The organism is Herbaspirillum sp. meg3 (assembly GCF_002257565.1).
Taxonomy (GTDB): Bacteria; Pseudomonadota; Gammaproteobacteria; order Burkholderiales; family Burkholderiaceae_D; genus Herbaspirillum.
On the sequence record NZ_CP022736.1, the window covers coordinates 4,165,053 to 4,179,502 of the forward strand.

The window sequence follows — 14,450 nt, forward strand, 5'->3', positions numbered from 1 at the left end:
GGGCCGCCGCGATCCTTTCTCAACCTCACCCGCAGCGCCCGTGCCTGACTAAGCTACAATCGCGCTCGCACCATGTTGGTGCTTTTGCATAGCTCCCTTACCTCTCTTCTTGCATGAACCATTCTGAAACGGCGCGTGGCATCGCCCTGTCGGTCATCGCGTCGACGCTGTTCGCCCTGCTCTCTGCCTACACCAGCTGGCTGATGCCGCTCAATGGTCTCGACATCTTTGCCTGGCGCATTGTGTGGACGCTGCCGTTGGCATTCGTGCTGATCGGCATGCGCAAGCATGGCGCGCAATTGTGTGATGCCTTTCTTGCATTGCTGCGCGCACCGTTGCAGGCGCTGTTGTTTGTGGTGATGACAGCGATGCTGGGTGTGCAGTTGTGGTTGTTCTTGTGGGCGCCGCTAAATGGGCGGGCCCTGGATGTGTCACTAGGATATTTTTTGCTGCCGTTGGCGATGGTGCTGATCGGGCGGTTTTATTACGGTGAGCGTCTGGATGGTTGGCAGCGCATTGCGGTAGCGTGTGCGATTGCAGGCGTGTTGCATGAGTTGTGGATAACGCGAGCGTTTTCGTGGCCGACAATGCTAGTGGCGTTGGGATATCCCCCTTACTTCATGCTGCGACGCCGTCTGAAGCTGAATTCGATGGTGATCTTCACGATGGAGATCGCGCTGCTGACGCCGGTGGCTTTGTACACGCTGGCGATCAGCCCGAATCTGTCTGCGGTGTGGCAACGGCCTGATATGTATCTGATGCTATTGCCGGGACTGGGCTTATTAAGTACGGCAGCGCTGGATTGTTTCTTGCGCGCGAGCCGCTTGCTGCCGATGGGCTTGTTTGGCATCCTCGGCTATGTGGAGCCGGTATTGCTGGTGGTGGTGGCGATCATCCTGCTGGATGAGCCGCTGACATCGGCGCAGTTGTGGACATATATCCCGATCTGGATGTCGGTCGGTTTTACGGCGATTCACAGCGTGCGGCTGATGCAGCGGCGCTGACAACAACTGCCCGCAAAAATAAAAAGGGACTCGCATCGCAAGTCCCTTTCTCGTTTCAGCTGCAGCACATCTGCGACCGCATATCTCTTACTCTTTGTGATAACCGGTAACGCGCTCGACTTCATTCTTCGAGCCGAGGAAAACCGCAACGCGTTGATGCAGCTTCTCAGGCTGGATATCGAGGATACGTTGATCGCCATTGGTGGCGGCGCCGCCGGCTTGCTCGACGATGAAGGCCATCGGATTGGCTTCGTACATCAGACGCAGCTTGCCTGGCTTGTCCGGTTCACGCGCGTCGGCCGGGTACATGAAGACGCCGCCGCGGTTGAGGATGCGATGCACGTCAGCGACCATGGAGGCGATCCAACGCATGTTGAAGTCTTTGCCGCGCGGGCCGGTGGAGCCTGCCAGCATTTCGTCGACGTAGCGCTTGACCGGTGGATACCAGTGACGCGCGTTGGAGGCGTTGATGGCGAATTCCTTGGTGTCTGCCGGAATCTGCATGTCGCGCTGCGTGAGCACCCAGGCGCCCATTTCGCGGTCCAGCGTGAAGCAGTGCACGCCGTCACCGGTGGTCAGCACCAGCACGGTTTGCGGGCCGTAGACCGCGTAACCTGCCGCGACTTGCTTGACGCCCGGTTGCAGAAAATCCTTTTCCGACGGTGTGGTCATGCCTTCCGGTGCTTTCAGCACAGAGAAGATGGTGCCGATGGACACGTTGACGTCGATGTTGCTGGAGCCGTCCAGCGGATCGAACATCAGCAGGTATTCGCCCTTGGGATAACGGTTGGGAATCGGATGGATGGTTTCCATTTCTTCCGATGCCATGCCCGCCAGATGGCCGCCCCACTCATTGGCTTCGAGCAGGATTTCATTGGAGATGACGTCCAGCTTTTTCTGTACTTCGCCCTGTACGTTTTCGCTGCCCGCGCTGCCCAGCACTTCGCCCAGCGCGCCCTTGCCGACGGCGTGGCTGATGCTCTTGCAGGCGCGGCCGACGACTTCGATCAGCAGGCGCAGTTCGGATGGAATCTTGTTGTGCAGGCGTTGCTGCTCAATCAAATGTTGGGTCAGGCTGATGCGTTTGGTCATGATGCTCTCTCTTAAAAATCAAATCTGTGGTGCGTTCACTGCGCGGCTTCAATTGGATAGCGACTTGGTGATCACTTCGGCGACGTCGCGCGACAGGTTCGGCGTATCTGCCACCTGACGCAGCGCGGCGCGCATTTTTTCCTGCAGCGCCGGCGAATACTTGCGCCAGCGGTCCATGCTGCGCGCCAGACGAGCAGCGACTTGCGGGTTGTTGCCATTGAGCGCGATGACTTGCTCGGCCCAGAAAGCGTAGCCGCTGCCGTCGAGCGCGTGGAACGCCGACGGATTGCCGTTGCAGAAACTGAAAATCAGGCTGCGTGCACGGTTCGGATTCTTCAGCGTGAAGGCCGGATGCTGCGCCAGCGCACGGACGGTCTCGACATCGGCGGTACGCGCGGTGGCTTGCAGCGTGAACCACTTGTCGATGACCAGCGCTTCTTGCTCGAACTCGGTGTAGAAGGCTTCCAGCGCCTTGCCCTTGCCTTCGGCGCGGCTGTTGGTCAGCGCCGCCAAGGCAGCCAGACGGTCGGTCATGTTGTTGGCGTCGTCGCATTGCTGCTGCGCCAGTGTGTGCGCCTGCTCGTCGTCGAGTTCAGCCAGATAGGACAACACGACGTTCTTCAGTGCGCGCTTACCGGACGCCGTCGCGTCGGGACTGTAGGCGCCCTTGTTCTGGTTGGCCTTGTATGCCGCCAGCAGATCGGCGCTCAACTCTTTTGCCAGCGTGCGGCGCAGGAACTGGCGTGCAGCGTGGATGGCTTGCGGATCGATGACCTCCATCTGTTCGGCGATCATGGTTTCCGACGGCAGGGTCAGCACCAGTTCGCGGAAGGCCGGATCAAGCGAAGTGTCATTGAGCGTGGCGCGCAGCGCGTTAGTCAAGGCATCGTCCTGCTGCAGATTGCCAAGCACGGATTCGACCGAGACGACGTGACCGGACTGACGCGCAGCCTGCACGGCGATAGTCAGATTGAGCAGACGGCGTGTGGCGAGTCGCTGACCGGCTTCCCAGCGATTAAATGCGTCGCTGTCATGCGCCATCAGGAAGGCCAGCTCGGCGTCGCTGTATTCATACTCCAGCACCACCGGCGCGGAGAAGCCGCGCAGGATGGACGGCACCGGCTTTTCGGCGACGTCGGTGAACTTGAAAGTCTGTTTGGCTTGCGTCAATTCCAGCACGCACGTGGTCCGCGCTGACTTGGCCGTCTTGTCACCGGACAAGCTCAGTGCCATGTCCTTGCCCTTGCTGTCGAGCAGGCCGACCGCAACAGGGATGTGGAATGGCAGCTTTTTCTTTTGTCCCGGTGTGGATGGGCAGGATTGCTCCAGCGTAAGTTCCAGTGTCTTGGCCTTGGCATCGTAGCGTACGGAGGCGGCAACGCGTGGCGTGCCGGACTGGCTATACCAGCGCTCGAATTGCTTGAGATCGCGCTTGTTGGCGTCGGCCATGGCTGCGCGGAAATCATCGCAGGTCACCGCCTGACCGTCGTGGCGCTTGAAGTACAGATCCATGCCCTTGCGGAAGCCCTCACGGCCGAGCAGGGTCTGATACATACGGACGACTTCGGCGCCTTTTTCGTAGACGGTGACGGTGTAGAAATTATTGATTTCGACAAAGGAGTCGGGACGCACCGGATGCGCCATCGGACCGGCGTCTTCCGGAAACTGCGCCTGACGCAACACGCGCACGTCGTCGATGCGTTTGACCGCGCGGCCGCTGTCGCTACCAATCATGTCGGCGGAAAACTCCTGGTCGCGGAAAACGGTCAGACCTTCCTTCAGGGACAGCTGGAACCAATCGCGGCAGGTGACGCGATTACCGGTCCAGTTGTGGAAATATTCATGGCCGACCACGGCTTCGATGTTGGCGTAGTCAACATCGGTGGCGATGCGTGGATTGGCCAGCACAAACTTGGTGTTGAAGATGTTGAGGCCTTTGTTTTCCATCGCGCCCATGTTGAAGTCGCCGACGGCGACGATCATGAAGCGGTCCAGATCCAGTTCCAGGCCGAAGCGCTCTTCATCCCAGCGGATGCTGTTCTTGAGCGAATCCATGGCGTGCTGGGTCTTGTCGAGATTGCCTGCTTCCACCCACACTTGCAGCAGCACTTCGCGGCCGGATTGCAGCTTGTATTTTTCTTCCTGGCAAACCAGCTTGCCGGCTACCAGTGCGAACAGGTAGGACGGCTTCTTGAACGGGTCTTCCCACTTGGCGTAGTGACGGCCGTCAGGCAGAGTGCCTTCTTCGATCAGATTGCCGTTGGACAGCAGCACCGGGTACTTCTTCTTGTCGGCGCGCAGCATGACGGTGTACTTGCCCATGACGTCAGGACGATCGGGGAAGTAGGTGATCTTGCGGAAACCTTCGGCTTCGCACTGCGTGAAAAAATTGCCGTTGGAGACGTACAAACCCATCAGCGAGGTATTGCGCTGCGGATTAGTGGTGGTTTCGATGTCCAGCGTCACTTTGGCCGGTGCGCCGGGAATGCGCAGGATGCCGCCTTGCACACGATAGTCGCGCGCAGTCAGGGTCTTGCCGTTGAGGCGCAGCTGAACCAGGTCCAGTTCTTCGCCGTAGAGCTCGATATCCTTGCCGGCAGCGGCGGGGTTGCGCTGCATGGTGATGCGGGTCGCAACGCGGGTCAGTTCTGGCTCAAGGTCGAAGCCCATTTCGACAGTGTCGACAAAATAGGTCGGAGCAGCGTAATCTTTGCGGTAAATCGTCGGAGGCGTTTCTGTGCGCATGGAGGATATCCCGTGAAATGGATGCAATAGTGCAATAGGAACAAAACACGATTTTACCAATCAACCGTATGAATCGGCAGAAAACGGCGAGAATACTAGCCTGCAGACTTCACCGAAGCCGTTTACCTCACCCCATAGATCTGCCAGAACCACCGGAGACTCACCATGAAACGCTTGCTTGGCGTCCTTTTCCTCGCCGGCAGCGCCCTGCTTACAGGATGCGCCACCACCATCACCAGCGACGTCACCGCTTTCCACGCCTGGCCTGCGGATTTGAAGGACAAATCCTTCGTCTTTGCGCCCGCCAAGGAACAGGAAGGCAGTCTTGAATACCGTAATTACGAACAATTGATCCGCGCCGAATTGCTGCGCCTGGGCTTTACCGATGCATCTGCGGCCAATGCGGCTGCGTTGAAGGTGTCTTTTGCCTATGGCATGCAGTCCGGCACGGTCGTCGTGACGCAGCCGATGTATGACCCCTTCTGGTACGGCCCAGGCTATCCGGGCTGGCGTGGACGCGGGTTCGGCCCTTGGGGACCGGGACCGTTCTACGATCCGTTCTGGGGACCGCCGATGCAAACGACTGCTTTCCCGGTGTTCCAACGGCGCTTGCACGTGACCATTGCGCGCGCAGCGGGCGATCAGAAGTTGTATGAAGTGACGGTCGACAGCGAAGGCCGCGAGGCGACCTTGCCGATGGCGATGCCTTACATGGTGCGCAGCGCGTTTTCGGAATTCCCCGGCCCGAGCGGCGTGTCACGCCATGTCAGACTGAAGCTGGACAAAGTTGCGCCGGCAGCAACTGCTGCCCCTGCCAATCCTCCCTCCCCGGCCAAATCTGCGACGCCTGTACCATGACTCCCGCCTGAGATTTAACCAGTCAAACTGGCGTCGCAAACAAAAATCCCGGCCTTGCCACTTGAGCAAGACCGGGATTTTTTACGTCCTGTGCCTGATGAGCAATCAGGAATATAGCGCTTCACTGCCGAAGGTAATCGCCACAATCACCAGCACCGCCAGGATCAGCACGATCAGCAAGCGCCCGAACTTGGGCGAACCGTCGGTGCCTGACGGTTGCTCGTCGGGATGATTCATCGGACTCTTGCCGGGATCGGAGATAGTCAAGATCGATGTCCTCAAGGAATCAGGATAGTGGAGCCGGTCGTCTTGCGGCCTTCCAGATCGGCATGCGCCTGAGCGACGTCTTTCAGCGCATAACGCTGGTTGATGTCGATGTTGAGCTTCTTGCTTTGCACCATGGCGAACAGGTCGCCGGCGGTGGCGTCGAGCGCTTCGCGCGTGGCGGTGTAAGCGCCGAGCGAAGGACGTGTCAGATACAACGAGCCGCGCGAAGCCAGTTCGCTCATGCCGAACGGCGGCACCGGACCGGACGCATTGCCGAAACTGACCATCAAACCGCGCGGCGACAAGCAATCGAGGGAGCCGGTAAAGGTGTCCTTGCCGATAGAGTCATAAACCACCGGCACGCCTTTGCCGCCGGTGATTTCCTTGACGCGTTCGACAAAGTTCTCCGTCTTGTAATTGATCACGTGCGCGCAACCCGCCGCTTTGGCCAGCGCCGCTTTTTCCTCGGTGCTGACGGTACCTATCATGTTCACGCCCAGCGCCTTGGCCCATTGACTGGCGATCAAGCCGATCCCGCCGGCAGCGGCGTGGAACAGGATAGTGTCGCCGCTCTTGAGTGGTGTGGTCTGACGCAGCAGGTATTGCACCGTCATGCCTTGCAACATCATCGCGGCAGCGGTGTCGAAACTGATGGAATCGGGCAGCTTGACCAGCACTTCCGCCGAGATCAGACGCTCTTCAGCATAAGCGCCGTTACCGCCGCGACCGGCATACGCCACGCGATCGCCGACCGCAAAGCCAGTCACGCCGGCGCCGACGGCTTCGATGGTGCCTGCGCCCTCCTGGCCGAGACCACCCGGCAACGGCTGCGGATACAGGCCGGTGCGGAAATAAACGTCGATGAAATTCAGGCCGACGGCGGCGTGGCGGATGCGCACCTCGCCGGGACCGGGATCACCGACTTCAACGTCAACATATTCCATGGCTTCCGGTCCACCGGTCTTGAAAATTCTGATTGCTTTTGTCATTTCGGTCTCCTGAATTGCGATTGAAGAAAACGTGCTTAAGTCTTTTTGCGCGACAACAAATAAATCCCGGACAATACCAGCGCGGTACCGACCAGCTGAATCGCCGTGATCGGCTCATCCAGCAGCATGGCGCCAAGAAACAATGTCGACACCGGCCCGACCAGCCCTGCCTGCGCAGCGCTCGGGGCACCGATGCGCGCCACCGCGATCATGGTCAGGAACACAGGCAGCACGGTGCAAAACACGGCGTTGAATGCCGACAACTGATACACCTCGACCGGCTGCACCAGCGCAGAAGCGGGGCGCAAAATAAAGAACTGCACGATGCACGCCACCGACGACACGCACATGGCGTAGGCCACCAAACGCATCGCACCGACACGGCGCACCAGCTCGCCGGAAAAGATCAGATAGAGCGCATACGAAATCGCCGCACCCAGCACCAGCAAGCTGCCCAGCACCACATTGCTGCCGCCGGTATTGATGTCATGTTGCAGCACCAGCGCCGTACCGAGGTAAGACACCAGCAACGCGGCCCACTCCACCAGACCGACCTTGCGCTTGTAAAACGTAAAAGAGATCAGCAGCACGAACGATGGCGTGAGGAACAGGATCAGCCGTTCGAGGCCGGCCGAAATGTATTGCAACCCGAGAAAATCAAGGAAGCTCGACAGGTAGTAGCCGATCAGGCCGAGGAAGACGATCTTGGCGTAATCGCGCCCGGCCAGCGGCGGTGAATGACGCGCCTGCCAGACCGCCACGACAGCAAACATCGGGAAAGAAAACATCATGCGCAAGCTGATCACCATGACCGCATCGACGTGATAGCGATACATCAGCTTGGCGACAATCGCCTTGGCCGAGAAGAAAATGGCGCCGACGACGGCGAGCAGCAAACCGCCAAGATAGGCCTGGCGTTTGGAAATAGCGGGGGAAAGTGTGGCGGAAGACATCGCATGATTGTAAACGCTCCCGGCCCGGAGCGCCGAAGTGCCGTCTCCGTCGCGTTCAGGTTGCCCGGATGGTTGCGCTCAACGGCGCCATCAATGCGTTGAGTTCGGTGGCGTCGAATTTGGGGGCAAGCTCCGCATCACTGCCCAGCACGCCTTCGGCCAGCAACGACTTGCGCTCCTGCAGTTCCATGATGCGTTCCTCGATACTGCCTTCGATGATCAGTTTATAGACCAGCACCGTCTGATCCTGGCCGATACGATGTGCACGGGCAATAGCTTGTTCTTCCACGGCGGGATTCCACCATGGATCGACCAGAATGACCGTATCGGCGGCAGTCAGATTCAGGCCGATGCCGCCAGCCTTGAGACTGATCAGCAGAATCGGCACGCTCTTGCTCTGGAAGCGCGCTACCACCTCGCCACGCTGCGCCGGCGGCGTCTTGCCGGTCAGCGACAGCCAGTCGAGCTGCAAAGCGTTGAGTTCAGTTTCGATCAGCTCCAGCATCTCGGTGAACTGCGAGAACACCAGCACGCGCCGCCCTTCCGCCACCAGCGAAGGCAACATGTCGCGGAGCATTTCTATCTTGGCGCGTTCGATGTTCTTTGGAGCGTTCTTTCTAGCCGCTTCGCCTTTGAGCAACAGCGGATCGCAGCACACCTGACGCAGCTTGAGCAAGGCATCCATGATCGTCACATGCGAACCGGTGAAGCCCTTGCGTTCCAACGCGCGGCGTACCTGCTTGTCGGCGGCCACGCGCACGCTTTCATAGAGATCGCGTTGCCCGCCTTCCAGCCGCAGCAGTTTTACCGCAACGGTTTTGGCGGGCAATTCGGCGGCCACGTTTTCCTTGCGGCGACGCAGGATAAAGGGGCGTACGCGCTGCGCCAGCAATTGCGCGCGCAAGGTTTCGCCGTTTTCTTCGATGGGCTTGCGCCACAATCGCGCGAACGTGGTGGCGTCGCCGAGAAATCCCGGCATGAGGAAATTGAATTGCGTCCACAGCTCGCCAAGATGGTTTTCCATCGGCGTGCCTGTCATGCAGATGCGATGCCGCGCGTTCAGGCGGCGCACGGCGCTGGCGGCGCGGGCAGAGGCATTTTTGACGGTCTGGGCTTCGTCGAGGATCAGCAGATGAAATGGCTGCCGCGCCAGCATGTCTAGATCGCGCCATACCAGCGGATAGGTAGTGAGCACGATGTCGTAGTCGGCAATGCGTGGGAAATCGTCTTCGCGCTCCGGCCCCTGCAAAGCCAGCACGCGCAAGGCCGGCGCCATGCGTTTGGCCTCGGCTTGCCAGTTGAACACCAGCGAAGTCGGCAAGACAACAAGCGCCGGACAATCGAGCCGGCCCGATTGCTGTTCGATCAGGATGTGCGCCAGCATCTGCGCAGTCTTGCCCAGCCCCATGTCGTCCGCCAGGATACCGGCCAGATTGTGTTCGCGCAGATATTGCAGCCACGCGACGCCATGTAACTGATATGGACGCAGCGTGATGCCGAGTCCTTCCGGTGCAGCGACCGGCGGCGGCTCGCCTGCAGCGCGCAGACGCTGCGCCAGCGCACGCAGGCCGACGTCGTTTTCCATGGTCAGCACGCCACTGCGTGCGGCGTCGCTGTCGCCCAGACGCAGGCACATGTCTTCAAGACGGCCGGCGTCCCATGCAGAAATACGCAGCGCGCCTTCCTTGCGGCGCGGATCGGTCAACAGATCGAGCATGGCCGAGACGATCACCTTGAGCGGCGCTGCCAGCGCATCGACGCGCTTGCCGCCCGGTGCGCGCAGCGAAATGACGGAGATATCGTCGATGGCGGCGATCTTTTGCACGTCGGTCCAGCGCGCATCGCGGCGCAACAGGTCGGCCAGCATCGGCGCGAGGTCGAAGGACTGGCCTTCGATGTCGATACCCATCGTCAGCAGCCACCACGCGGCGCGACCGGGGCCGACCTCACCGAAATCGCCGATGACTTTGTGACGTCCCTGCTGCAGCCGGCTGGCAACTTCCTTGCCGAGCACGGCGCCGGACTCGGGACTGACGATCAGCCGCCAGGCGTCAACCGGTACGCTTTCATGTGCGAAGCCGGGACGCACGACGATGGTCCAGCCCTGCTCCTGCAATTGCGGCACCTGATCGGCCCAGAAATCGCCGAAGTTGTTTTCCAAGAGCAGCGACCACAAGGGATCGTGCAGGGTCGCCATGTCGTCGGCGCGCCATTGCAAGGCATCGGGCGGCAGCGGCAACATGCCGGCGGCCTGAATCGCTTCGAGCGCATCGGCTTCGGCGTGCAGATTGCGCCGCATGGCGACCTGCTGCCCTTTCGCATCGAACAAGGTTTGTATCGCGGCGGCGCTCTGGTCCATGAGGCTGGTTTGCGCGGGAGTTTCCCAACGCAGACTATCGCCCGCAGAGTATGTCCAGTCGACTTGCGCAACCGTGACATTGCCGCCGCGCGGCCCGAACAATCCACCCGGACGCAAGCCAAATACGCCATCGCCGCGCGTGAGCGTATGCAGCGTCAGGCGTGGGCGAAAGCGTCCCGGCACTTCAGAGAGTGAGGGACGGTCCTCGGGAACTGCCATGGACTGACTGATCAACGCTTCTTGAGCAGAGATCCAAGCACGCCGCGAATGATTTCACGGCCGACCTGCGAGCCGATGCTGCGCGCTGCGGATTTGACCATGGCTTCCACCGGCGATTCGCGACGATTTTTGCCACCAGCGCTGTTGCCGAAAAATCCACCGGCAGCATCCTTCAGCAAATCGCCGAGACCTCCGCCGGACGATTCCGGTTCAGCCGGTACGGTCGTATTGGCGGGCGCGCCCGAGGCCGGTGCATTACCGGGCTGCTGAGCCGCACGGCCCTTGAGTTTTTCGTAGGCGGATTCGCGATCGACGACTTTTTCGTAGACGCCGGCCACCACGGACGAGGCGATGAAGGCCTTGCGTTCGTCATCGGTGATCGGGCCGATCTGCGAGCCCGGCATCATGACGTAGGCGCGTTCGACGATATTCGGACGGCCTTTCTCATCGAGGAAGGACACTAGCGCCTCGCCGACGCCGAGTTCAGTGATGGCTGTCGCGGTATTGAGTTGCGGATTGACGCGGAAGGTTTCAGCCGCCGCTTGCACCGCCTTTTGGTCGCGTGGCGTGTAGGCGCGCAAGGCATGCTGCACGCGATTGCCCAACTGGCCCAGCACCGTGTCCGGAATATCCAACGGATTTTGCGTGACGAAGAACACGCCGACGCCCTTGGAGCGGATCAGGCGCACCACCTGCTCGATCTTTTGCAGCAGCGGCTTGGGCGCTTCGTCGAACAGCAGATGCGCCTCATCGAAGAAGAACACCAGCTTGGGCTTGTCGAGGTCGCCGACTTCCGGCAGATGCTCGAACAGTTCGGACAGCATCCATAGCAGGAAGGTTGAATACAGGCGCGGCGCGTTGAGCAGCTTGTCGGCGGCGAGGATGTTGATCACGCCACGGCCTTTGGTGTCGGTCTGCATCCAGTCTTCGATGTTGAGCATGGGCTCGCCGAAGAACTTGTCGCCGCCTTGCTCCTCGATGCCGATCAGGCCGCGCTGGATGGCGCCGATGCTGGCGGCGGAGATGTTGCCGTATTCCGTCTTGAAGGTGGCGGCGTTGTCGCCGACGTGTTGCAGCATGGCGCGCAGGTCTTTGGTGTCCAGAAGTAACAAGCCGTTGTCGTCGGCGATCTTGAACACGAGTTGCAGCACGCCTTCCTGCGTGTCGTTCAGGTTCAGCATACGCGACAGCATCAGCGGCCCCATGTCGGACACCGTGGCGCGCACCGGATGGCCTTTTTCACCGAACACGTCCCAGAACGTCACCGGCAGCGCCTCCCAGGCTGGCTCGCTCATGCCGAGCGAGCTCAGGCGCTCCTTGCCTTTGGCCGTCAGCACGCCCGCTTTGGACAAACCCGACAGATCTCCTTTGACGTCGGCCATGAAAACCGGCACACCAATATCGGACAGGGCCTGCGCCACCACTTGCAGGGTCACGGTCTTGCCGGTGCCCGTAGCGCCGGTGATGCAGCCGTGACGATTGACCAGATTCGGCAGCAATGCCAGTTCCTGGGTCTGATTGCGGGCGACGAGAAGTGGATTGATCATGATAGGAATGTAATAAGAACGGCAATAAAGAGGATGGCCGGAGGTCGGCTTTGGGGTCGGACGATATGGTAAAATTCCCGGTCGATTATAACTAGAACGCCTTTCGTCAATCTCCGATATCTACTGAAAATTCAGCGGACTTCGCGACGATCCGGTTGGAGTGCGTTTCATCAAGGCAGGAAAGATTCATCATGGCTGGACACAGCAAATGGGCCAATATTCAGCATCGCAAGGGCCGTCAGGACGAAAAGCGCGGCAAGATCTGGACGCGTTTGATCAAGGAAATCACCGTTGCAGCCCGCATGGGCGGCGGCGAACCGGACGCTAACCCGCGTCTGCGTCTGGCGGTCGACAAGGCTGCCGACGCCAACATGCCCAAGGACAACGTCACGCGCGCCATCCAGCGCGGCACCGGCACCCTGGACGGCGTCAACTACGAAGAAGTCCGCTACGAAGGCTACGGCATCAACGGCGCGGCCATCATCGTCGACTGTATGACCGACAACCGTATCCGCACCGTGGCGGAAGTCCGCCACGCGTTTTCCAAGTTCGGCGGCAACATGGGCACGGAAGGTTCTGTGTCGTTCATGTTCAAGCACTGCGGCCAGTTGATGTACGCACCGGGCGTGAGCGAAGACGCCGTCATGGAAGCCGCGCTCGAAGCCGGCGCCGATGACGTCATCACCGACGAAGAAGGCGGCATCGAAGTGTTGACGCCACCGCACGACTTCGCCGTCGTCAAGGCTGCGATGGAAAAGGCCGGCTTCAAGGCCGAGATGGCCGAAATCATCATGAAGCCCGCGACCGAAACCGTCTTCACCGGCGACGACGCGGTCAAGATGCAAAAACTGCTGGATGCTTTGGAAAACCTCGACGACGTGCAAGAGATTTACAGCAACGCCGTTATTGAAGACTGAAGCCGCCCAACCATTCTTACCTAGTCCCTATCATGAAAATTCTCGTTGTTGGCTCCGGCGGTCGTGAACACGCACTGGCCTGGAAAATTGCTCAATCGCCGCGTATCCAAACCGTCTACGTCGCGCCGGGCAATGGCGGCACGGCACTCGATGAGCGTCTGCAAAACGTTGCGATCACCGATCTCAACGAACTCGCCGATTTCGTCGAAAAAGAACACGTCGCGCTGACCGTGGTCGGACCGGAAGTGCCCTTGGCTGCCGGTATCGTCAACCTGTTCCGCTCCCGTGGCCTGAAGATTTTCGGCCCCACCAAGGAAGCCGCACAACTGGAAAGCTCGAAGGATTTCTCCAAGTCCTTCATGAAGCGCCACGCGATCCCGACGGCGGAATACCAGACCTTCTCCGACGTCAAGGCAGCGCATGACTACGTCGACCAAAAGGGTGCGCCTATCGTCATCAAGGCTGACGGCCTGGCCGCCGGCAAGGGCGTGGTCGTCGCACTGACGTTGGAAGAAGCACACGGCGCGGTCGACATGATGCTGTCGGACAACAAGCTCGGCGACGCCGGTGCACGCGTGGTGATCGAAGAATTTTTGGCCGGCGAAGAAGCCAGCTTCATCGTCATGGTCGACGGCAAGAACATCCTGCCGCTGGCCACCAGCCAGGATCACAAGCGCCTGCAAGATAACGATCAGGGTCCGAACACCGGCGGCATGGGCGCTTATTCCCCTGCCCCGATCGTCACGCCGGCGCTGCACGCGCGCGTGATGCGCGAAATCATCGTGCCGACAGTGCAAGGCATGGCCAAGGACGGTATCCCGTTCTCCGGCTTCCTGTACGCCGGCCTGATGATCGACGACAAGGGCAATCCAAAGACGCTGGAATTCAACTGCCGTATGGGCGATCCGGAAACGCAGCCGATCATGGCGCGCCTGAAGACCGATCTGCTGGCCGTGATGGAGCACGCCGTCCAAGGCACGCTGGATACCATCGAGCTGGAATGGGATCGCCGTACCGCACTGGGCGTGGTGATGGCCGCTGCCGGCTATCCGGATGCGCCACGCAAGGGCGATCTGATCACCGATATCCCGGCGGAAACCGACGATTGCGTCACTTTCCACGCAGGCACCGTATTGAACGACAACAAGCTCACCACAGCGGGCGGCCGTGTGCTGTGCGTCGTGGGTCTGGGCGATAGCGTCAAAGTTGCGCAGAAGCAGGCTTATGCAGCGGCGGATCTGATTCACTTCGAAGGTGCGCAACTGCGCCGCGATATCGGCTGGCGTGCGATCAAACGCTGATCAGCACGACATGTAAAAACAGGCAATATCGACAAAAAACCTCGCAAAACCGAATGTTTTGCGAGGTTTTTTCTTTATATCTGCCCTCTTTGCATAAAATCGCAGGAAATCTGCAACAAAAATCGCTCGTAATGAACTAACTGCGTTGAATGCGACGTCGTGCCTGGAAAATCACAAGCAATAACGACGTCTGCGCCCA

Annotated in this window: 11 protein-coding genes; 4 read left to right on the forward strand and 7 right to left on the reverse strand. The window is 59.9% G+C overall.

The genetic code is table 11. The features are described from left to right. Positions 1-113: 113 nt before the first annotated feature. Positions 114-1,004 (forward strand): EamA family transporter RarD, encoded by an 891-nt coding sequence (rarD, locus tag hmeg3_RS18765; protein ID WP_094565072.1) that lies wholly within the window; start codon positions 114-116, stop codon positions 1,002-1,004. A gap of 87 nt (positions 1,005-1,091) precedes the next feature. Here rarD and hmeg3_RS18770 read toward each other — a convergent pair whose 3' ends face one another. Together hmeg3_RS18770 and pepN are read right to left on the reverse strand one after the other, a co-directional pair. Continuing rightward, positions 1,092-2,096, reverse strand: a complete 1,005-nt coding sequence (locus hmeg3_RS18770) for a class 1 fructose-bisphosphatase (RefSeq protein ID WP_094565073.1) — start codon at positions 2,094-2,096, stop codon at positions 1,092-1,094. A 48-nt stretch (positions 2,097-2,144) separates the two neighbouring features. Further along, the gene (gene pepN, locus hmeg3_RS18775) at positions 2,145-4,841 is read right to left on the reverse strand and encodes an aminopeptidase N (RefSeq protein ID WP_094565074.1); all 2,697 of its coding nucleotides are present in this window, start codon (positions 4,839-4,841) and stop codon (positions 2,145-2,147) included. A gap of 165 nt (positions 4,842-5,006) precedes the next feature. Here pepN and hmeg3_RS18780 point away from each other — a divergent pair, with 165 nt between their 5' ends. Then, positions 5,007-5,699, forward strand: coding sequence for a DUF4136 domain-containing protein (locus tag hmeg3_RS18780; protein WP_094565075.1), 693 nt, complete (start codon positions 5,007-5,009; stop codon positions 5,697-5,699). A 105-nt stretch (positions 5,700-5,804) separates the two neighbouring features. Here hmeg3_RS18780 and hmeg3_RS24800 read toward each other — a convergent pair whose 3' ends face one another. Genes hmeg3_RS24800 through hmeg3_RS18800 form a run of 5 tightly spaced genes read right to left on the reverse strand, consistent with a single transcriptional unit; the run spans position 5,805 to position 12,033 of the window. Continuing rightward, positions 5,805-5,966, reverse strand: a complete 162-nt coding sequence (locus tag hmeg3_RS24800) for a hypothetical protein (RefSeq protein WP_007876877.1) — start codon at positions 5,964-5,966, stop codon at positions 5,805-5,807. 11 nt (positions 5,967-5,977) lie between these two features. Continuing rightward, the gene (locus hmeg3_RS18785; protein WP_094565076.1) at positions 5,978-6,955 is read right to left on the reverse strand and encodes a quinone oxidoreductase; all 978 of its coding nucleotides are present in this window, start codon (positions 6,953-6,955) and stop codon (positions 5,978-5,980) included. Between the two features lie 35 nt (positions 6,956-6,990). Beyond that, complete coding sequence (locus tag hmeg3_RS18790) at positions 6,991-7,908, reverse strand: DMT family transporter (RefSeq protein ID WP_094565077.1); 918 nt, start codon at positions 7,906-7,908, stop codon at positions 6,991-6,993. A gap of 55 nt (positions 7,909-7,963) precedes the next feature. Then, positions 7,964-10,486: a DEAD/DEAH box helicase gene (locus hmeg3_RS18795; RefSeq protein ID WP_094565078.1), complete on the reverse strand. Its 2,523-nt coding sequence runs from the start codon at positions 10,484-10,486 to the stop codon at positions 7,964-7,966. 11 nt (positions 10,487-10,497) lie between these two features. Further along, the gene (locus hmeg3_RS18800; RefSeq protein WP_094565079.1) at positions 10,498-12,033 is read right to left on the reverse strand and encodes a helicase HerA-like C-terminal domain-containing protein; all 1,536 of its coding nucleotides are present in this window, start codon (positions 12,031-12,033) and stop codon (positions 10,498-10,500) included. A 191-nt stretch (positions 12,034-12,224) separates the two neighbouring features. Here hmeg3_RS18800 and hmeg3_RS18805 point away from each other — a divergent pair, with 191 nt between their 5' ends. Both hmeg3_RS18805 and purD read left to right on the forward strand, forming a co-directional pair. Then, positions 12,225-12,950, forward strand: a complete 726-nt coding sequence (locus hmeg3_RS18805; RefSeq protein WP_094565080.1) for a YebC/PmpR family DNA-binding transcriptional regulator — start codon at positions 12,225-12,227, stop codon at positions 12,948-12,950. Positions 12,951-12,982: 32 nt separating this feature from the next. Further along, on the forward strand, positions 12,983-14,251 hold the full coding sequence (gene purD, locus hmeg3_RS18810; RefSeq protein WP_094565081.1) for a phosphoribosylamine--glycine ligase: 1,269 nt from the start codon (positions 12,983-12,985) through the stop codon (positions 14,249-14,251). Positions 14,252-14,450 lie beyond the last annotated feature (199 nt).